This is a genomic window from Kitasatospora sp. NPDC004723, assembly GCF_040609255.1.
Lineage (GTDB): Bacteria > Actinomycetota > Actinomycetes > Streptomycetales > Streptomycetaceae > Kitasatospora.
On the sequence record NZ_JBEXJT010000030.1, the window covers coordinates 48,727 to 70,041 of the forward strand.

Sequence of the window (21,315 nt, forward strand, 5' to 3'; positions counted from 1 at the left end):
TTCCCCCCTCTGCGGCGCCCTCCCCGGCGCCGGCAAGTGGCCTCGCATCCGGGGCGGTTGGCGCCCCGGACGGACATCACAGTAGGGGGAACTGTGGGGCTGGTGCCCTGGAATTGTGAAAGAAGCGAGAAGGAGTTGGCAGATGGGCTGAAAACCTGCCGATCTGACCGGTTGAACTCGATCGGGTGAGCGATGTTCGAGTGATTCCGAACGCGGGCCCGGGGGCGGCCCGTCGGCAGTCCGTTCTCAGGCCGCCGCGCGGCGGCGACGGAACAGCGCGAAACCGATCCGGCCGAGCAGCAGCACACCGGCCGCCAGGCAGCCCGCCACCGCCATCGCCCACGCCGGGCCGTCACTGTCCGGAACCACGACCGCCACCACGATCCCCAGCGCGAGGCAGGCCAGGCCCACCAGCGCGAGCGGCACCTGGTGGGTGACCAGCGGGCCACCGTGACAGTACCGGGCCATCCGGGTCGCGCCGCGCGGGGAGAAGTGATCACGTTCCGCATCTGCCATGAGCCCAAGGTACCCCGGCACCGCCGCACCGGCAGCACGCGCGGAGCGATCGGGCGGGCACTCCGAGTGACGATCGCGAGGGGAGGGGCGGGTGTTCGGGGAGGTGTTGCGAAGGCCTTCCGGAGGACTTCTGGAGGACTTCCGGAGGTACCCGGGAGATGCCCGGGCGGCGTCCGGAAGCTGTCCCGGGTTCGTTTCGGGGTGATCCCGGAATGGTTCCCGGTGTGCGAAAAAACCTTGCCCGTCCGGTACAACCATCAACGGGGCGTAGCTGTCTCCCTTACATTGAGCGATCCAGGAGCCGTCCGCGGTGCGGGTTGGGAGTCCCCGCCGTGGACCGGAGATACCCAGGGGGCGGAGCCGCCGTGCCCTGGAGTCGGAGGCCGGGCTCCGCCCTCCGGCGGTACCGCCACGCCGCATCGGCGACCGAGGGGGAACCGTGCCGCAGTCCCATTCCACGACGTCGACCTCCGGCCCCACGGCCCGCACCAGGGCCGTGGTGACCGCCCTGTCGGACCTGCGGCCCCCGCCGACCACCGCAGCACCGCCCGGACCCGACACCGTGACGATCGACGGGCAGCCGATCGTCACACCGCCGGCCGCGCGGCCGCCCGCCGTCCTCCCGTCGGGCGGCCGGGCCCTGCGCTCCACCGCCACCCGCACCTGCTCCCCGCCCGTCCACCGGTCGGCCGAGCCCGAGCGGGTCGACCATCCGGCCGGCCACTCGGCCGACGCGCGCGGTGAGTGGCTGCGGTTCGCCCCCGTCCAGCCGCTGTTCCGCGCCCGGGCGGCGCAGCGGCTCGCCGTCCTCGCCTACCACGGGGTGACCGACCCCCGCTCGTTCGGCGCCCAGCTGGACCGGCTGCGAGGACTGGCGACCCCCGTCTCGCTCGCCGCCGTGCAGCAGGCCGTCGCCGAACGGCGCCCGCTGCCCGCCCGCAGCGTGCTGGTGACCTTCGACGACGCCGACCGCAGCGTCCTCACCCACGCGCTGCCCGCACTGATCGAACGCGGCATCCCGGCCGCCGCCTTCGTCATCTCCGAACTGATCGGCACCGAGAAGCCGTTCTGGTGGCACGAGGCCGACTTCCTCGCCCGGCACGGCGGCCGCGCCCGCTCGCTCGACTGCGGCCACCCCTCGCAGCTGCTCCGCCGGCTCAAGGCGATGCCCGACCCGGACCGCCGGCGCAGCCTCCACGAGCTGCGGGTCAGCGCCGACCGGCGCCCGCCCGGCCAGGAACAGCTCACCCCCGCCGACCTGCTCGCCCTGCGCGAGGGCGGCGTCGCCATCGGCAACCACACCCAGGGGCACCCGTGCCTGGGCCGCTGCGACGACGCCACCGTCCGGACGGAGATCACCGGCGCCCACGAGGCCCTCACCCGCTGGCTCGGCGAGCCCCCGATCGCCTTCGCGTACCCCGACGGCGGCCACGACGTCCGGGCCGAGACCGTCCTGCAGGAACTGGGCTACCGGCTGGGCTTCCTCTCCGACCACCGCCTCGGCCCCCGGCTCCCCACCCACCCCCTCCAGATCAGCCGCCTCCAGGTGGACTCCACCACCAGCACCCGTCGGTTCGACACCATCCTCTCGGGTCTCGAACCCGCCTACCGCCGCTGGCGCGGCCACGCCGCCTGACCCTCCCCTCACCCCGCGCAGGAAGTCGCCCCACCGACTTCCTGCGCCGCCCCGGGAAGTCGACCCCGTCGACGGGCCACCCACCCACGCGACCTCGCGGGGGCTCTCGCCCGCCGCGCCACCGAAAGTCGACCCCGCCGACTTTCCACGCCACCACAGCCACCACAGCCACCCCGGCTACCGGCCGACCGGCACTCCCGCCGTCAGAAGCCGGTCACGCCGACGCCCAGGCCGCAGCCCCCGCCCGCCGCTGTCGCTGAAAGTCGGCTCCGCCGACTTCCTGTGCGGAACGGCTGTCCAGCCGCCGAGGGCCGCAGGCCTGGGACCGTCCCGGCGGGCGGTGCCGTCACATCGGACGGGAGGCCGTGAGGAGACCGGCCTCCACGGGGTCGGCGAGAGCCACCGCGCGGGCCGCAGGCCGGGAAGCACCCCGGTGAGCGGTGCCACGAGGGCGGCGGGAGGGACCGTGGCGGGCGCCGCGGCGCGGGGGTCAGGCGGTGGGGGCGGTGAGGGGGAGGGTCTGGGGGTAGGCGAGGGCGGCCGGGGGGAGGGTGGCGGGGGTGCCGGCGTGGAGGACGGTGAGGGTGCCGGTGCCCTCGCGGGTGGGGTCGAGGACGCGGCGCAGGGCCTGCGCGGCGACCGGGTCGGCGGAGCCGTGCAGGGTGAGCGAGGGCAGGGAGGTCGGGGCGACGGCGGCGCGGATGCGGTCGGCGACCAGTTCGTAGTGGGTGCAGCCGAGGACGACGGCCGCCGTGCCGGCCGGGGTGCGGACGGCCGCGGCGGCGATGGCCGCCTCGACGGCCGCGTCGTCGCCGTGCTCGACGGCGTCGGCGAGCCCGGGGCAGGCGACCTCGGTGACGTCGGCCGTTCCGGCGAAGTCGCGGATCAGCCCGCGTTGGTAGGCGCTGCCGGTGGTGGCGGGGGTGGCCCAGATGGCGACCGGGCCGCCGAGGGCGGCGGCCGGCTTGATCGCCGGGACGGTGCCGATGACCGGCAGCGCGGGCTCCAGTTCGGCGCGCAGGGCGGCGAGCGCGTGCACCGAGGCGGTGTTGCAGGCGACGATCAGCGCGTCCGGCCGGTGCGCGGCGGCGGCCCGGGCGCAGCCGAGCGCGAGCTCGGTGACCTCCTCGGGCGTGCGCGGCCCCCAGGGCATCGAGGCGGGGTTGGAGGAGAGCACCAGATCGACGTCCGGACGCAGCGCCCGGAGTGCGGCGGCGGCGGCCAATAGGCCGATTCCCGAGTCCATCAGTGCGATCTTCACGGGTCAAGACTTTAGTCGATGGCCCGCGCCGGGCCCCGCGTGCGGCAGACTGCCCGGGTGACCGTCCTGCTGTGGATCGCCGCACTCTCCCTGCTGGTCTGGCTCTGGCTGGCGGGCTGCCACGGGTTGTTCTGGCGCACCGACGTCCGGTTGCCGCCGCGCCGGCCGATGGAGCGCTGGCCGCAGGTGGCGGTGGTGGTGCCGGCCCGGGACGAGGCCGAGGTGCTGCCGCTGTCGCTGCCGGGCCTGCTGGCGCAGAAGTACCCGGGACGGGCCCGGGTGGTGCTGGTGGACGACCACAGCACGGACGGGACGGGCGCGCTGGCGCGTTCGCTCGCCGCCCCCGGTGGCCTGGAGCTGACGGTGACCACCCCTCCCCCGCTGCCGCCGGGGTGGACGGGCAAGCTGTGGGCGCTGCGGCACGGGGTGGAGCTGGCCGGTCCGGACGCCGAGTACCTGCTGCTGACGGACGCGGACATCGCGCACGGACCGGACTCGCTGGCCGAACTGGTGGCCGCCGCGCAGGGGAACCGGCTGGACCTGGTGTCGCAGATGGCCCGGCTGCGGGTGGAGACCGGCTGGGAGCGGCTGATCGTGCCGGCCTTCGTGTACTTCTTCGCCCAGCTGTACCCGTTCCGGTGGAGCAACCGGCCCGGTGGACGGACGGCCGCGGCGGCGGGCGGCTGCTCGCTGGTGCGGCGCGAGGCGCTGGAGCGGGCGGGCGGGGTGGCGGCGATCCGGGGCGCGGTGATCGACGACGTGTCGCTGGCCCGGGCGGTGAAGGCCACCGGGGGCCGGACCTGGCTGGGGCTCGCGGAGCAGGTGGACAGCGTGCGGCCGTACCCGCGCCTCGCGTTGCTGTGGCGGATGGTGTCGCGCAGCGCGTACGCCCAGCTGCGGCACTCGCCGGTGCTGCTGCTGGGGACGGTGCTGGGGCTGGCGCTGGTCTACCTGGTGCCGCCGGTGGCGACGGTGGCGGGGCTCGCGGGGGGCGCGTGGCCGGTGGCGGCGGCGGGCGGGGCGGCCTGGGCGCTGATGACGGGGACCTTCCTGCCGATGCTGCGCTACTACGGGCAGCCGCCGGCGGCCGCGCTGCTGCTGCCGTTCACCGCCTCGCTCTACCTGCTGATGACGGTCGACTCGGCGGTGCAGCACTGGCGGGGCCGGGGCGCGGCCTGGAAGGGCCGGACGTACTGAACCGGGGTGGGCCGCACCGGCCGGACGGACCGTCGGACGATCTCCCGGCTCGCACCGGACGAGGAGGCCCGGGCGCCCGCCGGTGGCGCGACGTCGCCCGCGTCACCGCCCCAGCAGCCGCAGCGCGGCCGGCTTGGTGAACTCGTACCGGGTCATCTGCTCCAGGTCCTTCAGCCAGCCCACCGCGCGGCCCGGCCGGGCCAGCACCCGGGCGTAGAGGTCCTCGAAGGAGCTGGTCACGCTCGCCAGCGAGAACCGGCCGACCACCCACTGCCGCCCCCAGTCGCCCAGTTCGGCCCGGCGCGCCGGGTCGTCCAGCAGCCCGCGCAGCTGTCCGGCCAGCGCCCCGGGGTCGCGCGAACCGTCGCCGAAGCCGTACATGCAGCGCGAGGCGTGCGGCTCGACCAGCGGGCCCGGCTCGTGCACCGCGGTGTAGCCGGCCGCGCCGTGCACCACCACCGGCTTGCCGAAGGCGAGGCCGCGCAGCGCCGACCCGCCCATGCCGAGGACGACGTCGGCGGCCTGGTAGGCCGGGCGCGGGTCGGCCAGCTGCCCGGGGACCAGCACCGCCCGGCGGCCGAGCGCCGCGTTGACGGCGGCCGCCCGGGCGCGCAGCGGCTCCAGGCTGGGGCCGGCGCCGACGATCACCAGCCGCACCCGCGGGTCGTCCAGCTGCCGGACGGCGTCCACGGTGAGCTCCGCGCCGGCGTCCTTCTCCAGCGCGGGGACCAGCCGGGTGACGATGGCCAGCAGCAACTCCTCGTCACCGATGCCGTGTTCGCGCCGGAACGCCGCCCCGTCGACCAGCCCGGGGGCGTCCGTGGCGGTGTTCACCGGCGGCTCGATGAGGCTGACGTCCCGGTGGCCGAAGGCCCGGCCGTCGCCCATCAGCGCGCCCAGGCCCAGCACCAGCGGCTGGTGCCGGGGCAGGCCGCGCAGCATCCGGATGCCGTAGAAGGTGGTGACCACCGGCAGCCGGCCGTAACGCCCGGGCCCGAAGTAGGAGTTGCGGGCCGCCCGGACCTCCCAGGCGTGCAGCAGCTGGCTGCCGTGCTCGGCGGCCAGCCGGCCCAGCCGTCGCCGGACGTCGGCGTGCGGGGTGTCGGGACCGCCCGCCACCACCACGTCCAGGCCGTGCCCGGCGGCGACGTCGACCAGCGGCGCCGGGCCGGCCACGCCCTGGGCGAACAGCACCGGATCGTGGCCGCGGTCGCGCAGGGTGCGGGCGATGTCGACCGCGTTGAGCTGGGCGCCGCCCAGGGCCAGGTTGTTGAGATGGACGAGCACCCGGACCGGTCGCACGCCTCACTCCTCCCAGTGGTGCGGGACGAAGACCGGCGCGGCCAGCACGACGGCGCGCGGCGGGGAGTCCAGCATCGGGCCGAAGACGTCGAACTGGCCGGCCGAGTGCCAGCTCATCAGCGTGCCGCCGTCGGTCCTGCCGATGCTGTAGACGCCGGTCCACAGCGTGTACCGGCCGCGCGGCAGCGGCAGCCGGGGGATCACGCAGGTCACCTCGTGGTCCCCGCCGGTCAGCCGGATCTCGTGGCTGATCTGGAAGATCGGGCTGGAGGTGCCCTCGCTGACGCCCAGGTGCAGGGTCGCGTCGCCGCGGTAGTCGCCGCCGAGGGTGAGCTCGACGGTCATCGGCTCGTCGGTGGTGAGGCTCTCCCGGTCCGCGCCGCGCACCTCGTGCTTGAGCAGCTGGACCGGCTCGCCGGTGCGGCCGCCGGCCTCGGACTGCGCCTCGATCGAGTCGCGGTAGCCGGCCATCGCGTCCTTGATCCCGGCGTCCACCCGGATCGAGCCCTGCTCCAGCCAGATGCCGCGCCGGCAGATGGACTCCACGGCGGGCAGGTCGTGCGAGACGAAGACGATGGTGGTGCCCTGCTCGGCGACCTCGCGCATGCGGTCCAGGCAGCGCTGCTGGAACACCGCGTCGCCGACCGCCAGCACCTCGTCGACCAGCAGGACGTGCGGCTCCAGGTAGGCGGCGACGGCGAAGCCGAGGCGCATCTGCATGCCCGAGGAGTAGAACTTCACCTGCCGGTCGATGGCCCCGCCGAGCCGGGCGAACTCCACGATGTCGTCGAAGCGGGTGGCCACCTCGCGCCGCCGCAGGCCGAGCAGCGCGCCGAACAGGTAGATGTTCTCCCGGCCGGTCAGGTCGGGGTGGATGCCGGCCCGGATCTCGATCAGCGCGCCGATCCGGCCGCGCACGTCGATCACTCCGCCGTACGGGTACATCACCCGGGTCAGCATCTTGAGCAGGGTGGACTTGCCGGAGCCGTTGGAGCCGATCAGGCCGACCGACTCGCCCGGCTCGATGTGCATCGAGATGTCGCGCAGCGCCCAGCGCCAGTCCTCGCCCTTCTCGCCGCGCAGCCGGCGGGCCATGGACTCGACCTTGTCGCGCAGCAGCATCCGCTGCTGGTCGGCCTTGAAGCGCTTCCACACCTGGTCGGTGCGGATGGTCCCGAGCGGGAGGGTCCGGCTAGGCGACATCGGCGATCCCCGTCTCCAGCTTCTTGAACAGCAGGTAGCCGCCGACCAGGAACACCACCGAGGAGACCGCGGCGATCGTGGTGAGCGCGGCGTCCGGCGCCTGCCCGTAGAGCAGGGCGTTGCGGTAGCCCTCGATCACGGCGCCGAGCGGGTTGACGCCGACGTACACCTCCTGGAGGCGCTCCGGGATCTGGGCCAGCGGGTAGGCGACGGGGGTGGCGAACACGCCCATCTGGGTGATGATCGGCAGCAGGTGGCGCACGTCGCGCAGGTACACCACGGCCACCGACAGGACCAGGGCGATGCCGTAGGTGAAGGCGAACTGGATGCCCAGCAGCGGCACCACCCACAGGAAGGTCGCCGCGGGGGCCGTCCAGAAGACCAGGAACAGCAGGCCGAGCACGGCGGTGCCGATCAGCATGTCGACGGTGGCGACCAGCATGGTGGCGAGCGGGAAGACCTCGCGCGGGCAGTACACCTTGTTGAGCAGGCTGAGGTTGTTGGCCAGGCTCAGCGCGCCCTGGTTCATGGTGTTGCTGAAGAACTGCCAGACGATCAGGCCGACGTAGGCGAACAGCGGGTACGCGGCGCCCGCGGTGTCGACGTGCACGGCGCGGCGGAACACCAGGGTGAAGATGGCGCACAGCGCGAGCGGGGTGAGCACCGCCCAGGCGAAGCCGAGCACGGCCTGCTTGTAGCGGGCGCGCAGGTCGCGCTCGGCGAGCGCGCGGACGAGTTCCCGGGCGCCCCACAGCTCGCGGGCCACCCGGCCCGGGCGGAGCCGGCGTTTGAAGATCAGCTCCGGCGGCGGCCCGTCGGCGGCCGGCGGGCGCCCCGGGGCCCGCGTTGTCTGGCTGTCGCGCTCGTCGACGAGCGGCGCGCGTTGTCCCCCCACGGACACCTGCCCTCTCCGGTACCGGCGGTATCGAGAAGTGGGCCCGTCACAGCGGCTCCTGACGCCGTCGGCGGCGCGGCCCGGCCCCACTCTGGCACAGAGTGTGGCCGCCGGGGGGCGGTTCAGTGAAGGTGATCCGCCCCGCCGGTCGAAGAGCGGCGGGGCGGCGCCGGGGAAGCGGCCGGGAGACAGCGAGAAGGCGGGCCGGCCGTGGTGCGGCCGGCCCGCCGGGGGCGGTCGGGGGTGGTGACGGAGGGTCAGTGCAGGGTGTGGGCCGGGTGGCGCTGCTGGTCCTGGGCGACGAGGTGGTCCATCACCTCGGGCATCGCCTCGACGCCGCCGGCGTTGGTCGGCGAGGTGCGGTACTCGTCCTGCACGATCACGGTGGGCAGCTCGTTGATGCCGTGCCGGACGAACAGCCGGGCGGCCTCGTCGACCGCGCGGTCCACCTCGTTCGAGCGGTAGGCGGCGCGGAAGCGCTGCTGGTCGACGCCCTGGCCCTGTGCCCAGGCGGCGGCGGTGTCCTCACTGGTGAGGTCCCGCCGTTCGGTGTGGACGGCCCGGAAGGTGGCGGTCTGCAGGCGGTCGACCTCGCCGAGGCGCTCCAGCGTGTAGTACAGCCGGGCGTGGCCGCGCTGGGCGGCCTCCTCGCGGCTGCCCTGCCAGATGGCCGGCACGCGGCGCAGGTCGACGTCGGAGCGGTGGCGCTCGGTCCAGGCCCGCAGCGGCTCCTCGAGCGCCTGGGAGTGCCCGCAGTCGTACCAGAAGAACTCCAGGGCCTCGGTGCGGGCACTCTCGCGCACCGGCTGGATGGTGTTGAGGTGGGAGAACGGGGTGCCCTCGCGGGGCGGCCGGTGGTTGGCGGCGGCGGCCTGCAGCGGGGACGCGGCGATCCCGGCGGCGAGGGCCAGCAGCAGGGTGGTTCGAAGGATCGGCTTCACAGGGGGGAGTGTGACCCGTGACGGAACGTCATCGGCCAGTCGTCCCGGTGCGTCGGGCCGGGATTCGCCTGAACGGCGCACCCGGCCCGGCGCACCGGGACGCGTCAGCCGAGGCCGCCGGGTCCGCCGCTCCCGCCCGGTCCGCCGCGGTCGCAGATCTCGCTGAACAGCCGCTGCCAGGCGTCGGCCACCACGTCGAGGTCGTTGTGGGCCAGCGCGTGGGCGCGGGCGGCGGCGCCGAGCCCGGTGCGGTCGCCGGCCAGGACCTTGGCCAGCGCCTCGGCGAGGGCCGGCGGGTCGCCGGGGGCGACCAGCGCTCCGGTGACGCCGTCCCGGACCACCGAGCCGACCCAGCCGACGTCGGTGGCGACGGCCGGCAGGCCGGCCAGCGCGGCCTCGATCAGCACCCCGGGCACACCCTCGCTGTCACTGCTGAGCAGGACGGCGTCCACGGCCCGGTAGAGCGGGGCCGGGTCGTCGAGGGTGCCCAGGAAGTGGGCCCGGGCGGCGGCCGGATGTCGCTCCAGTGCGGAGCGTTGCGGGCCGTCGCCCGCCACGGCGAGCCGCACGTCGGGGAGCCGGTCGAGGGCGTCGAGGGCGAGGTCCAGGCGCTTCTCGGCGGCGATCGCGCCGACCCAGGCGACCAGCAGGCCGTCCGGCGGCAGGCCCAGCTGCTGGCGGGCGGCGCGCCGGTCGGCCTCGTCACGGGCGGGCGGGTAGTGGTCGGCGGCGCGGGCGTTGGGGATGGTGCGGACGTTGGCGGCGGGCAGCCGGAAGCGTTCGACGAGCAGGTCGCGGGCCCCGTCGGCGAGGGCGGTGACGGCGGCGGCGCGGTGCAGCAGGGCGCCGGTGCGCAGCCGGCGGACCGGGCCGGGCGTCCAGTGCCGGGGGTCGCCGATGGAGACGTAGACGAACGGGGTGCGGGTGCCGGCGAGGGCGAGGGCGCAGGCGGGGAGGGTGGAGGATCCGTGGGCGACGACGAGGTCGGCGGTACGGGCGGCGGTGCGCAGCGCGCCGAGGGTGCGCGGGTGCAGGCGGCCGGGGCCGAGGACGGTGGTGGAGCGGGTGTCGGCGGCGTCCGGCAGGGCGTCCGGGTGCGGGGCGAGCGCGCGCAGGGCGGAGGCCTGGCCCCGGCGGCGCAGCTCGTGGTGGAGGTCGCGGGCGAGGCCCTGGGCGCCGCGGCGGCGCGGATCGGTGATGAGGTGGAGGATGCGGGGGCGGGTTCCGGTCTTCCTGACCGGTGTCGCTTCAGGCATGGGAAAGACCTTGGCACAGCCTCCGGCCTGGGACGACCCCTTCGCGCAACCCGGCGGTGGTCCGTACGCCAGCGCGGGTACTCCCGAAATGCGCCGGGCGGGCGCCGTCGTACGCCCTTCGGGGGGTCGACGCGCCCTGTTCCGCGCTGTCGTGCGCCCCCTGACGGTTCGCCGACGGCCCGCCGGGGCCGCTCCCGGTGTGGCCGAATCGCTGGCGGGCACCGGTCGCGACCTGCGATGCTGATCGGCAGTCAGGGCGCCGTCCCGGCACGGGAGACCGGGCGCGCCCAGGAGGGCGGGGGTTGGCCTGTGCATGTGCTCTATGTGATCGACAGCGTGAGCCGGGTCGGCGGGGCCGAGCAGGGTCTGGTGGCGATGGCCCCCCAGCTGGTGCGGGCCGGGGTGAAGCTCGACGTCGCGTACCTCAAGGACTCCCCCGGCGGCTTCCAGCCGGAGCTCACCGCGGCCGGGGCGGACGTGTTCGGGGTCGGCCGGCCCTCCCGGGGGCGCACCGTCGCCGCCCTGCACCGGCTGGTCCGCGAGCGCCGCCCGGACCTGGTGCACACCACGCTGTACGAGTCGGACGTGCTCGGCCGGGCGGCCGCGCTGGCCGCCCGCACCCCGGTGGTGACCAGCCTGGTCAACGCGTCGTACGGGCCGGAGCACCGCCACGCGCGCGGGCTGAGCCCGTGGAAGGTGCGGGCCGCGCAGACGGTGGACGCGGCGACCGCGCAGGGCACCCGGCGCTTCCACGCGCTGACCCGCTACGTGGCCGGGGCGATGGCGCGCCGGCTGCGGGTGCCGTCCCAGCGGATCGACGTGGTGCCGCGCGGGCGCGACCCGGAGCGCCTCGGCACGGTGACGCCGGACCGGCGGGCCACCGTGCGCACGGCGCTGGAGCTGCCGCCGGACGTGCCCGTGGTGCTGGCGGCGGCCCGTCAGCAGTACCAGAAGGGCCTGGACGTGCTGCTGGAGGCCTGGCCCGAGGTGCTGCGCGCCGAGCCGGAGGCGGTGCTGCTGCTGGCCGGCAGCGAGGGCACCGAGAGCGAGCGGCTGCGGGCGCTGGCCGCCGCGACCACCGGGGTGCGCTTCCTCGGGCCGCGCGACGACGTGTTCGACCTGATGGCGGCCTCCGACGCGTTCGCCGTGCCGTCCCGCTGGGAAGGGCTGGGCAGCGCGGCGATGGAGGCGATGGGGGTCGGGGTGCCACTGGTCGCCGCCGACGTGCCGGCGCTGCGCGAGACGGTGGGCTCGGAGGACTACGCCCGGCTGGTGACGCCGGAGCGGCCGGCCGAGCTGGCGGCGGCGCTGACCGACACCCTGGAGGACCGGGCCTCGGCGCGGGTGCGGGCGAAGGCGGCGCGGGCGCGGTTCCTGACCTCGTTCACGCTGCATCAGGTGTCGGCGCAGATGGTGGAGTTCTACGAGCGCTCGCTGCGGCTGCGGACCGTCTGAGAGCCGGACGACGCGCCCCGGGGGCGCCCGCCCGGGCCGGGCCGGGGGCGCCCTGTCCGGATCCCGGCGCTCCGGGCCCGGCTGTCGGGGATCTCCCCGGACCAGTATCGCCAAAGAGGTTGCGCCGCACGTCGGCGCTCGGGAAGCATCGCCGGGGGGACCGGCGGGGGCGGCGGTCGGCACGCACTGTTCGTGGTGCACCGCCGGGGCCGGGCCACGCCGTGGGAGGCGCGTCGTCGAGACGTACGTCCGCGAGTCGTCAGGGGGGCGGGTTGCGACATCAGCCGAGGGATTCCACCGTGCCCGTGCGGGCCCAGCGGTCACGCCCCGGGGCGTGACACCCCAGCGGTACCCGGACCCGCCGTGCTCCCGTGGGGGCGCGACGGGCGCTGACAGCACCACCGCACCACGAACGCGAGGGGATCCAACCGGTGGAACCGGCAAACCACTTCACCGTCCTGCGGCGCTACTGGCGGCTGCTCGTCGGCTGCACGCTCGCCGCGCTGGTCGTCGGCTGGCTGCTGACCCCGGCCGGCGACACGGTGGACAACGCCAAATGGAAGTGCAAGGTCGCGATCACCCCGGTCGCCGGCGCGGGCGACACCGTCCGCGCCGACCAGGTGCTCTCCTACGCGCAGGGCGCGGACGTCGCGGCGGCGGCGGCCAAGGCCCTCGGCATCGCCGACGCCTCCGAGGCGATCGCCCGCCGGACCGTCACCGCGGACAGCCCCCAGATGCTGACCATCGCCACCACCGGCCCGACCAAGCAGTCCTGCTCCGACCTGGCCACCGCCTACTCGGCGGCGATCATCAAGGGCTACAGCGACGAGTCGGCCCGCAGCGCCGCCGAGACGATCAAGAAGCTGCAGGCCCAGGCGGACGCCCAGCAGCAGCAGCTGAACGACATCCAGGCCCAGTTCAACCGCTCCTCGCCCGCCGACCAGCCCAAGCTGCAGCCCAAGCTGACCGCCGCCGCCACCTCGCTGACCACCACCCTCACCACGATCAGCAAGCTGGCCAACGGCGCCCAGACCGACGCCATCCAGCAGTGGGGCAGCATCGACGCCCGGCAGGGCACCAGCAACCTGCTCTCCTCCCCCAGCCGCGGGATGCGGCTCGGCCTCGCGGTGGTGCTCGGCCTGGCGCTCGGCGTGGTCGCCGCGCTGATGCTCAGCCGGATGGACACCAGGCTGCGCAGCCGCAACGCCGTCGAGGAGGCGTTCAACCTGCCGGTGATCGGCGAGGTGCCGCACCTGTCGCGCCGTCAGCGGCGGGTGCGCGAACCGCTGGTGCGCGCCCGGCCCTCCGACCCGGCCGCCGAGGCGTACCGCTCGCTGCGCTCGACGCTGCTGCTCACCGGCCCCGACTCGCTGGCCCGCCCGGCCGCCGGCGAGGACCGGGACCCGGCGCGGGCGGTCGCGCGTCGGCTCACCGAGACCGCGCCGGTGGTCCTGGTCGCCTCCGGCGGCAGCCGCGACGGCCGGACCATCACCATCGCCAACCTGGCCGCCGCGCTCGCCGAGACCGGCCGCGAGGTGCTCGTCCTGGACTGCGACTTCCGCCACCCGCAGCTGCACGCCCACCTCGGCGTCGGCGACGGTCCGGGCATGGCCGAACTGCTCAGCGGCGAACGGCTCGGCGAACTGGACGACCTGATCCGGCCGACCAACGTCGACGGCGTCTCGCTGATCACCGGCGGCAACACCACCGCCTACCCGGCGGCCCTGGTGCTGCGGGCCGCCGAGGTCCTGCGCCGGGCCCGCCGGCACGCGGACGTCATCCTGGTCGACACCTCGCCGCTGCTGCACGCCAACGACGCCTACGACCTGGTGCAGCACGCGGACGCGGTACTGGTGACGGTGCGCAGCGGAAACGTCACTCCGGAACAGGCCGACCGGGTGGCCGAACTGCTCTCCCGCACCGGGGTACCGGTGGCCGGGGTGGCGCTGCTCGGCACCTACGGGCCGGCCGGCGGACGGCGGCGCGCCCCGGCGGGCGGCTCCGGGACGGGCGCCGCGGCCGGCCGGGGCGCGGTTCCGGCCTCGGCTCCGCACCGGCCGGCCGGGCCGGCTGCGGAGCACGGCGCCGAACGGCCGGGCGAGCTCGGCGGCGGACGGACCACGCCCAGCTGGGCCCGGCGCGCGCCCGAGGAGGACGGCCAGGGGGCCCGCAGCGGCCACGAGCACGGCGGCGAGGCGGGCACCGGCCAGGAAGGCGGCCGAGAAGGCGGCCGGGGAGACGGTGCCGGCAGCGGCCACGGCGGCGAGCACGGCACCGGCCGCCGGCCGTACGGCCCGGCCGGCGGCGACCAGGGCGAGCCGGCCCTGCTGCGCGAGGCGGAGGAGCGGTGAGCGGGCCCCAGGGCGCGGCGCCCGGCCCGGCCGGCGCCCCCACCCGGGTGCTCTGGCTCGCCAAGGGCCTCGGCCGCGGCGGCGCCGAACAGCTGCTCCTCAACTGCGCCCGCCACGCCGACCGTTCGCGCTACCGCGTCGAGGTCGCCTACGTGCTGCCGTGGAAGGACGCGCTCGCCCCCGCGCTGGCCGAGGCCGGGGTCGCCGTGCACTGCCTGGGCGGCGCCCCCGGCACCCCGGGCCGGGCCGACCCGCGCTGGCCGCTGCGGCTGCGCGCGCTGCTCGCCGCGCGCCGGTACGGCCTGGTGCACACCCACATGCCCGTCCCGGCCGCCGCCGCCCGGGTGCTCGCCCCCACCCTGGCGGGCCCCGCGCCGCGGCTGGTGCACACCGAGCACAACGTGTGGGAGCGCTACCGCGCGGCCACCCGCTGGGCCAACGCGCTGACCTACCGGCGCAACGACGCGGTGATCGCCGTCTCGCACGCCGTCGCCCGCAGCATCCCGCCCGGCCGCCGCCGCCCCGGCGACTGGGTGACCGTGGTGCACCACGGCCCGGACCTGGCCGGCGCCCCCGGGGGGCCGGCCGCCCGGGCCGCCGCCCGCGCCGAACTCGGCCTGCCGGCCGAGGCGTTCGTGGTCGGCACGGTCGGCAACCTCACCCCCAAGAAGGACCAGGCGACCCTGCTCGCCGCGCACGCCGCACTGCTGCGCCGCCGCCCCGACGCCCGGCTGGTACTGGTCGGCGCGGGACCGCTGGACGCGCGACTGCGGGCCCGGGCCGCCGAGCTGGGCGTCGCCGACGCCGTCGTGTTCACCGGCTCGCGCGCCGACGTGCCCGAACTACTGCCCGCCCTGGACGTGTTCACGCTGAGCTCGCGCCAGGAGGGCCTGCCGGTCGCGCTGATGGAGGCGATGACCGCCGGGCTGCCCGCCGTGGTCACCCGGGTCGGCGGCATGCCCGAGGTGCTGGACGACGGCGAGCAGGGCTTCCTCGTCCCGCCCGGCGACCCGGCCGCGCTGGCCGACGCCTTCGAGCGGCTGGCCCGGGAGCCCGACCTGCGCACCCGGCTGGCCGCCGCCGCCCGGGAACGTGCCGAACGCTTCGACGTGGCCGGCGCCCAACGCGCCGTCGAGGCGGTGTACGCGCGGGTCCTGCGGCACTGACCGGCACCGACCGGCGCCGGCGGCGGACCGCCCGCCCGCCGCCGGCCCGGGCCACCGACACACCGACGTTCCCCACGAATCCCCCGTGTTAGCCCCCCGTGTTAGCCCCCGACCACCGATGGGAGAGCGAGTCCGGACGTGAGCGCCCTGCCCGCCCCCGCCGAGCTGACCTACCGCCCGCTCGCCGAGCCCGATCTGCCCGCCGTGCTCGACCTGCTGACCGTCACCCTGGCGGGCGGCCCCACCGGCACCCGCACCGCCGAGTTCTTCACCTGGAAGCACCGCCGCAACCCCTTCGGCGCCAGCCCCGGCATGGTCGCCGAGACTCCGGACGGACGGCTGGTCGGCGTCCGGCTGTTCCTGCGCTGGCAGTGGCGGCGCGGGGACGGCACCCCGGTGGCCGCCGTCCGCCCCGTCGACACCGCCACCCACCCCGACTTCCAAGGCCGCGGCGTCTTCCGCCGGCTCACCTCGGACCTGCTCGACCAGGTCGCCGACGAGGCCGCGCTGGTGTTCAACACCCCCAACGGCAACAGCCTGCCCGCCTACCGGAAGATGGGCTGGCAGGAGCTGGGCCGGGTGCCGATCGCGGTGCGCGCCGTACGACCGGCCGCCTTCGCCCGGGGCGTGCGCGCCGCCCTCGCCCGCCGCCCGGCCGGGCCCGCGCGCCCCGCCGGCGACGACTGCCGGCTGCCCACCGCCGCCGCCTGGCTGGACGCCCACGCCGGCGCCGGAAGGCACGGCCCGCTGGCCGAGTTGCTCCGCGAACGCGCCGCCGCCGACGCCGTCGACCACCGCCTCGCCGTCCACCGCACCCCCGAGTACCTGCGCTGGCGCTACGGCGAGGCCCCCGGCCTGGACTACCGGGTGCTCACCGTCCACCGCGGCGACGAGCTGACCGGCCTCGCCGTCGGCCGGCCCCGACGGCGCGGCCCGCTCGCCGAGTTCACCCTCGCCGATGTCGTCGTCCGCCCCGGCGACCGCGACAGCGCCGCCCGGCTGCTGCGCGCCGCCGCCCAGGAGAGCGGCTGCGACCACGTCGCCACCCACCTCTCCCCCGGTACCGAGGCCGCCGACGCCGCACGGCGCACCGGCTACCTGCGCGCCCCGCGCACCGGGATGACGCTCACCGCCCGCACCCCCACCGGCCCCACCCCGCTCGGCACCGCCGACTGGCGGTTCAGCCTCGGCGACCTGGAGGTCTTCTGATGCCGGGGGCGCCCGGGGAGCCCGGGACACCTGGGGCGACGGGAACACCCGGGACAGCGGAGGCCCCCGGGGTGGCGACGGCCGTCCTCAGCCGCGTCCCCTGGCCGTCCGCCGTCGCCGCCGCCCTGGTCACCGGCTACGTCACGCTCTTCGTGCTCGCCTCCGTGCACACCTCGTACGACACCTGGGGCGCACTGCTGATCCTCCCGGCCCTGATGGCGATCGGCACCCCGATCCTGGCCCGGATCGCCGCCGCCAACCCCGAACGGGACGTCTTCCGGCTGCTGCTGCTGGCGATGACCGCCAAACTGCTCTGCGCCTTCCCGCGCTACCTGATGGCCTTCGTGCTGTACGGCGGCGCGGCCGACGCCAAGATGTACCACCAGAAGGGCAGCGACCTCGCCGCCTACCTCGGCCAGGCCGACCTGCTCGGCGGCGTCCACTACGACCTGGGCATGAAGGTGGCCGGCACCGGCTTCATCATCATCGTCACCGGCGTCGTCTACGCGATCACCGGCCCCTCGCTGATCGGCGGCTTCCTGGTCTTCTCCTGGCTCGGCTTCTGGGGCCTGCTGCTGTTCTGGCGGGCCCTGCAGATCGCCTTCCCCGAGGCCGACACCCGGAAGTACGCCAAGCTGGTCTTCTTCCTGCCCTCGCTGCTGTTCTGGCCGTCCAGCATCGGCAAGGACGCCTGGATGATGTTCTGCCTGGGCCTGACCACCTACGGCACGGCACGCCTGCTGGACCGCCGGTTCGGCGCCTTCGCCTGCATCGCGCTCGGCTCGCTGGGCACCGCGATGGTCCGCCCGCACGTCACCGCGCTGGCCGGGGCCGGGCTGATGGTCGCCTACGTGCTGCGCCGCCGTCCGCAACAGGTCAGCGCGCTGGGGCCGCTGCGCACCATCCTGACCGCGGTGGTGCTCGGCGCGATGGCGGTACTGATGCTCCAGCAGGTCTCCACCTTCTTCGGCACCGACGGGACCGGCGGGGACGCCGTCAACCAGGTGCTCTCGGAGACCTCCAGACGCACCAGCCAGGGCAACTCGATGATCAACGCGACCGCGCCCGAGGACGCCGCGCCGAAGTTCAGCCTCAATCCGGCGGGGCTGCCGGTGGCGGTGATCAGCGTGCTGTTCCGCCCGTTCCCGTTCGAGGCCTCCAACATCCAGAACCTCATCCAGTCGGTGGAGTGCTTCGCACTGCTGGTGATGTTCATCCGGGCCTGGCCGCGGCTGAGCCGGCTGCCCCGGCTGTTCGTGCAGCGCTCCTACGTGGCCTTCGCCGCCGTCTACACGCTGCTGTTCTGCTGGGCCTTCTCGACCATCAACAACATGGGCATCCTGTCCCGCGAACGGGTCCAGGTGCTGCCGCTGGCCCTGGTGCTGCTGGTCGTCCCGGCCGCCGCCGCGAGCCGCGGGGCCGCCGCCGGCCGCCGGCCGCCACCGGTGTGGCGGGTCGCGCCCGGCCAGTGGGGGGCCCGGCGGCGGGCCGAGCCGCCGGAGCGCCGGCCGCTGCCGGTGCCCACGTCCACGTCCACGTCCACGTCCGTGCCGTCCGTCGCACCATCGTCGTCAACCATGTCACCGTCACCGTCACCGTCCCAGGGGGGATCGACCGCGCCATGACCACCGACACCCTTGCCCTGCCCGCCGCCCTCGGCGGCACGCCCGCCTTCCCCGACGGGCTGCCGCTCACCCGGGTCCAGGTGCCCGACCGCGCCACGCTGCTGGAGCGGATCGGCACCGTACTCGACAGCGGACAGCTCACCAACGGCCGCACCGTCGCCGAACTGGAGGAGTCGGCAGCCGCGTTCCTGGAGGTGCCGCACGTGGTGGCGGTCTCCAACTGCACCACCGGACTGATGCTGGTCCTCCAGGCCGCCGGCGTCGACGGCCACCGCCCGGTCGTCATGCCCGGGTTCACCTTCTCCGCCACCGCGCACGCCGCCCACTGGGCCGGCGGCACCCCGCTGTTCGCCGAGGCCCGCGAGCGGGACATCACCCTCGACCCCGAGGACGCCGCCGCCAGGCTGGCCTCCGCCGACCGCCCGGCCGCGCTGATGGCCACCCACGTCTACGGCACGCCCTGCCAGGTCGAGCGCCTCCAGGAGGTCGCCGACGCCGCCGGGGTGCCGCTGGTCTACGACTCCGCGCACGGCTTCGGCAGCCGCCGCAGGGGCGTGCCGATCGGCAACTTCGGCTACGCCGAGGTGTTCTCGATGAGCCCGACCAAGGTCGCGGTGGCCGGCGAGGGCGGCCTGGTCGCCACCCGCGACGCCGACCTCGCCCGCCGGCTGCGCACCGCCCGCGACTACGGCAACCCCGGCGACTACGACACCCTGTTCCCCGGCCTGAACGCGCGGATGAGCGAACTGCACGCCGCCGTCGGCCTCAACTGGATGGCCGGCCTGCCCGAGCGGGTGGCCCACCGCGGCGCGCTGGTGGCCGAGTTCGCCGCCGTCACGGCCGGGCTGCCCGGACTGCGCCTGGCCCTGCCGGAGGAGGGCGACATCTCCACCTTCAAGGACCTCACGCTCATCCTGGACGCCGCCGCCTTCGGCCTCACCGCCCGCCAACTCGCCGACGCGCTGCGGGCGGAGGGCATCGACTCGCGCCGCTACTTTCACCCGCCGGTGCAGCGCCAGCGCGCCTACGCCCACCTGGGCCAGGCGGAGTCGCTGCCGCTCACCGACCGGCTCGCCGACTCGGTGCTCACCGTGCCGCTGTGGTCGCAGATGGACGCGGCCACCGTGCGCCGGATCGCCGAGGCGGTGACCCGGATCCAGCCGTACGCGGAGCGCCTGCGCAGCAGCTGACCGGGCCTCACCGGTCCGCGGTCCGTCGCACGGTGGGCCGCGCGGCCGGTTCGTGATCCGTGGCGCGAGCCGTCGCGCGAGCCGTTGTGTGGTCCGTTACGCGGTTCGGGTGAACGCGGTTGGACCGCGGGCCCGTTCGGTCGGCAGGATGTCCGGCCGGGGCCCGTGGTCCCGGCCCACCCTCCCCCGTACGGATTTGGAGTTCCCTGTGCTCAAGGGATTCCGCAGCTTCCTGCTGCGTGGAAACGTGGTCGACCTGGCGGTCGGCATCGTGATCGGCGCGGCCTTCACGGCCGTGGTCACCGGGTTCGTCACGGCGTTCCTCACCCCGCTGGTCGGGGTGGCGACCGGTGCGGTCGGCGACTTCACCGAGAAGACCTTCGCGGTGGCCGGCACCCGGTTCCCGTACGGGGTCTTCGTCAACGCGCTGATCGGTTTCGTGCTGGTCGCCGCGGTGATCTACTTCGTCGTGGTGCTGCCGGTCGGCAAGCTCCAGGCGAAGCTGGAGGGCGGCAAGCCGGCGCCGGCCGCCACGACGGAGTGCCCGGAGTGCCTGAGCAGGATCCCGGCCGCGGCGGTGCGCTGCTCGTTCTGCACCTCCGAGGTGGCCGGCCGCCCGGGCTTCCCGGCCCAGCGCGGACCCGTCGACCAGCCCGCCGGACAGCGTGCCGAGCAGCCGGTCGCCCAGCCCGCCGAGCAGCCCGCCGTCGAGCCTGACGAGCAGTCCGCCGAGCAGACCACCCAGCAGACCACCGAGCAGCCGGCCCCGGCGCGCTGAGCGGACCTCCGACGAGCCCCGGCCGGCCTGCGCGGGGCTCATATCGGCCCTGACGGGGACTTTATTCCCGAAACATTCACGAGCCCCCGCCGCGCCCCCGGCGGGGGCTCGAATGCGCCGGTGTGCGCCCCGCCCGCAGAAGTTTCTTCGACGGTCCCCGAACCGTCCACCGGCCTGTCACCACACGGCCCTTCGGCACCCCCGTCCGGACTCCGTTCGAACCCCCGGGCCCGCCAAACGGTGGCCGGAAGTCGCCGCCGAAATGTCCGTTCTTCCTACTTTCGAAACCTTTGTTCGGGCGAAGCTTGTGTAAACACTCGAACTGCTCCGCCTCCCAGTCTCCTCAGTAGGCGCGTTGTGGGCTTACCGTATGCCCCATGACCTCGCCCCGCTCCTACGACGGAGTCGGCTACCCCTCTCCGTCCTTCTCCTCCGGCACGCCCATCTACGACAGCCTCGTCGCCGAACGAGGTGTCCCGCAGATCGCGCCCATCAACGTGCCGGCCGCCCTGCCGCCGGCCCTGTCGACCGGGTACGGATCCGGCCTGTCCGGCCCGTCCTACGAGAACAACCGGTACGGCACCGGCTACGACAGCCCCGGCAGCAACCTCCCCGCCCTGCCGCCCGCCCGCCTCGCCCTGGGCCCCGGCCCGAGCAGCGCGCCGTCCTCCGGCCCGGCCACCGCCTACATCCCGGCGCAGCCCGCGCCCGCCTACGCCGCCGCGCCGCAGCCGCCGGTCCCCGGCTACGGCGGCCCACAGCCGTACCTGCCCGGCCAGCGCCCGCAGACCCCGGCCCCGGGCTTCACCCAGGCGGCCACCGGCGGGTACCAGCCGTCCGGCGGCCAGAGCTTCGGCGGCCAGAACACCTTCGTCGGCGGCCACGGCGGCCCGCAGACCTTCGGTGCCCAGCCGGTCGGCGGCCCCTCCGGTCCGCAGGCGATGGCCGGCCAGCCCCAGGGCCCGCAGTCCTTCGGCGGCCAGCCCGGCTTCAGCGGCCAGGGCACCCAGCCCGGCGGCTTCGGCGGCTCCGGCGAGCAGTCCTTCGGCGGAGCCCAGCTGCGCCCGGCGGTCACCCCGGTCGCCCCGGTCCGCCCGATGCAGCCGCAGCGGCCCGGCCCGTACGGCGAGCCCGGCCAGTTCCAGCAGGGGGGCTACCAGCCGCAGGCCCAGAACTACTGAGGCGACCGCCACCTCCGGGCCGGCCCCACCCGGCCCGAACCCGCACCACCTAGCCCCACCCGGCGCACCCACATCCGCCGGGCGTACGGAGAAACGGGTCATCCACGGACCGCCCGGAACGCCGCCCCACTCGGCGTTCCGGGCGGTCCGTGC

15 protein-coding genes and 2 pseudogenes are annotated in these 21,315 nt (G+C 75.5%); 10 read left to right on the plus strand and 7 right to left on the minus strand.

Translation table 11 applies throughout. The features are described from left to right. Nucleotides 1-246 precede the first annotated feature (246 nt). Nucleotides 247-516, minus strand: a complete 270-nt coding sequence (locus ABZW10_RS25470) for a hypothetical protein (RefSeq protein WP_355369804.1) — start codon at nucleotides 514-516, stop codon at nucleotides 247-249. Nucleotides 517-955: 439 nt separating this feature from the next. On the opposite strand from ABZW10_RS25470, the gene ABZW10_RS25475 reads away from it, so the two are divergent. Continuing rightward, nucleotides 956-2,152 carry a polysaccharide deacetylase family protein gene (locus ABZW10_RS25475; protein WP_355369806.1) on the plus strand — a complete coding sequence of 399 codons (1,197 nt, stop codon included), beginning with the start codon at nucleotides 956-958 and terminating at the stop codon, nucleotides 2,150-2,152. 490 nt (nucleotides 2,153-2,642) lie between these two features. Here the strand turns inward: ABZW10_RS25475 and ABZW10_RS25480 are convergent, their stop codons facing one another. After that, complete coding sequence (locus ABZW10_RS25480; RefSeq protein ID WP_355369808.1) at nucleotides 2,643-3,413, minus strand: aspartate/glutamate racemase family protein; 771 nt, start codon at nucleotides 3,411-3,413, stop codon at nucleotides 2,643-2,645. An 18-nt stretch (nucleotides 3,414-3,431) separates the two neighbouring features. On the opposite strand from ABZW10_RS25480, the gene ABZW10_RS25485 reads away from it, so the two are divergent. After that, on the plus strand, nucleotides 3,432-4,610 hold the full coding sequence (locus tag ABZW10_RS25485) for a glycosyltransferase (protein ID WP_355369810.1): 1,179 nt from the start codon (nucleotides 3,432-3,434) through the stop codon (nucleotides 4,608-4,610). Between the two features lie 102 nt (nucleotides 4,611-4,712). On the opposite strand, the gene ABZW10_RS25490 is transcribed toward ABZW10_RS25485, so the two are convergent. From ABZW10_RS25490 to ABZW10_RS25510, 5 genes are all read right to left on the minus strand, one after another. Further along, nucleotides 4,713-5,912, minus strand: coding sequence for a glycosyltransferase family 4 protein (locus ABZW10_RS25490; RefSeq protein ID WP_355369812.1), 1,200 nt, complete (start codon nucleotides 5,910-5,912; stop codon nucleotides 4,713-4,715). 3 nt (nucleotides 5,913-5,915) lie between these two features. Beyond that, nucleotides 5,916-7,115, minus strand: coding sequence for an ABC transporter ATP-binding protein (locus tag ABZW10_RS25495; protein ID WP_355369814.1), 1,200 nt, complete (start codon nucleotides 7,113-7,115; stop codon nucleotides 5,916-5,918). Further along, entirely contained in the window at nucleotides 7,105-8,016 is a 912-nt protein-coding gene (locus ABZW10_RS25500) for an ABC transporter permease (protein WP_355369816.1), read from the minus strand. The genes ABZW10_RS25495 and ABZW10_RS25500 overlap by 11 nt, the downstream gene beginning before the upstream one ends. Before the next feature lie 251 nt (nucleotides 8,017-8,267). Then, a complete protein-coding gene (locus ABZW10_RS25505) occupies nucleotides 8,268-8,951 on the minus strand; it encodes a thiol:disulfide interchange protein DsbA/DsbL (RefSeq protein ID WP_355369818.1) in 684 nt (227 codons plus the stop codon). A gap of 104 nt (nucleotides 8,952-9,055) precedes the next feature. After that, on the minus strand, nucleotides 9,056-10,207 hold the full coding sequence (locus tag ABZW10_RS25510; RefSeq protein ID WP_355369820.1) for a glycosyltransferase family 4 protein: 1,152 nt from the start codon (nucleotides 10,205-10,207) through the stop codon (nucleotides 9,056-9,058). A gap of 324 nt (nucleotides 10,208-10,531) precedes the next feature. Here ABZW10_RS25510 and ABZW10_RS25515 point away from each other — a divergent pair, with 324 nt between their 5' ends. The 8 genes and pseudogenes from ABZW10_RS25515 to ABZW10_RS25550 all read left to right on the plus strand — a co-directional run. Then, on the plus strand, nucleotides 10,532-11,662 hold the full coding sequence (locus ABZW10_RS25515; protein ID WP_355369822.1) for a glycosyltransferase family 4 protein: 1,131 nt from the start codon (nucleotides 10,532-10,534) through the stop codon (nucleotides 11,660-11,662). Between the two features lie 431 nt (nucleotides 11,663-12,093). Then, nucleotides 12,094-14,013, plus strand: a complete 1,920-nt coding sequence (locus ABZW10_RS25520; protein ID WP_355369824.1) for a hypothetical protein — start codon at nucleotides 12,094-12,096, stop codon at nucleotides 14,011-14,013. Then, on the plus strand, nucleotides 14,010-15,179 hold the full coding sequence (locus ABZW10_RS25525) for a glycosyltransferase (protein WP_355369826.1): 1,170 nt from the start codon (nucleotides 14,010-14,012) through the stop codon (nucleotides 15,177-15,179). Before ABZW10_RS25520 ends, ABZW10_RS25525 begins: the two co-directional genes overlap by 4 nt. A gap of 138 nt (nucleotides 15,180-15,317) precedes the next feature. Then, nucleotides 15,318-16,388, plus strand: coding sequence for a GNAT family N-acetyltransferase (locus tag ABZW10_RS25530; RefSeq protein ID WP_355369828.1), 1,071 nt, complete (start codon nucleotides 15,318-15,320; stop codon nucleotides 16,386-16,388). 71 nt (nucleotides 16,389-16,459) lie between these two features. Beyond that, the gene (locus ABZW10_RS25535; RefSeq protein ID WP_355369830.1) at nucleotides 16,460-18,013 is read left to right on the plus strand and encodes a hypothetical protein; all 1,554 of its coding nucleotides are present in this window, start codon (nucleotides 16,460-16,462) and stop codon (nucleotides 18,011-18,013) included. Continuing rightward, a complete protein-coding gene (locus tag ABZW10_RS25540) occupies nucleotides 18,010-19,203 on the plus strand; it encodes a DegT/DnrJ/EryC1/StrS family aminotransferase (RefSeq protein ID WP_355369832.1) in 1,194 nt (397 codons plus the stop codon). Before ABZW10_RS25535 ends, ABZW10_RS25540 begins: the two co-directional genes overlap by 4 nt. A 208-nt stretch (nucleotides 19,204-19,411) precedes the next feature. Continuing rightward, nucleotides 19,412-19,810 (plus strand): annotated as a pseudogene (gene mscL, locus ABZW10_RS25545) (large conductance mechanosensitive channel protein MscL); the annotation flags it as partial. Nucleotides 19,811-20,358: 548 nt separating this feature from the next. After that, nucleotides 20,359-20,643, plus strand: a pseudogene (locus ABZW10_RS25550) (DUF6643 family protein); the annotation flags it as partial. Between the last annotated feature and the right edge of the window lie 672 nt (nucleotides 20,644-21,315).

Bases quoted from the DNA above. Each gene is read 5' to 3' on its own strand.
- ABZW10_RS25485 (WP_355369810.1), top strand. From the start codon at position 3,432: ATGGCCCGCGCCGGGCCCCGCGTGCGGCAGACTGCCCGGGTGACCGTC.
- ABZW10_RS25470 (WP_355369804.1), bottom strand. From the start codon at position 516: ATGGCAGATGCGGAACGTGATCACTTCTCCCCGCGCGGCGCGACCCGG.
- ABZW10_RS25540 (WP_355369832.1), top strand. From the start codon at position 18,010: ATGACCACCGACACCCTTGCCCTGCCCGCCGCCCTCGGCGGCACGCCC.
- ABZW10_RS25495 (WP_355369814.1), bottom strand. From the start codon at position 7,115: ATGTCGCCTAGCCGGACCCTCCCGCTCGGGACCATCCGCACCGACCAG.
- ABZW10_RS25510 (WP_355369820.1), bottom strand. From the start codon at position 10,207: ATGCCTGAAGCGACACCGGTCAGGAAGACCGGAACCCGCCCCCGCATC.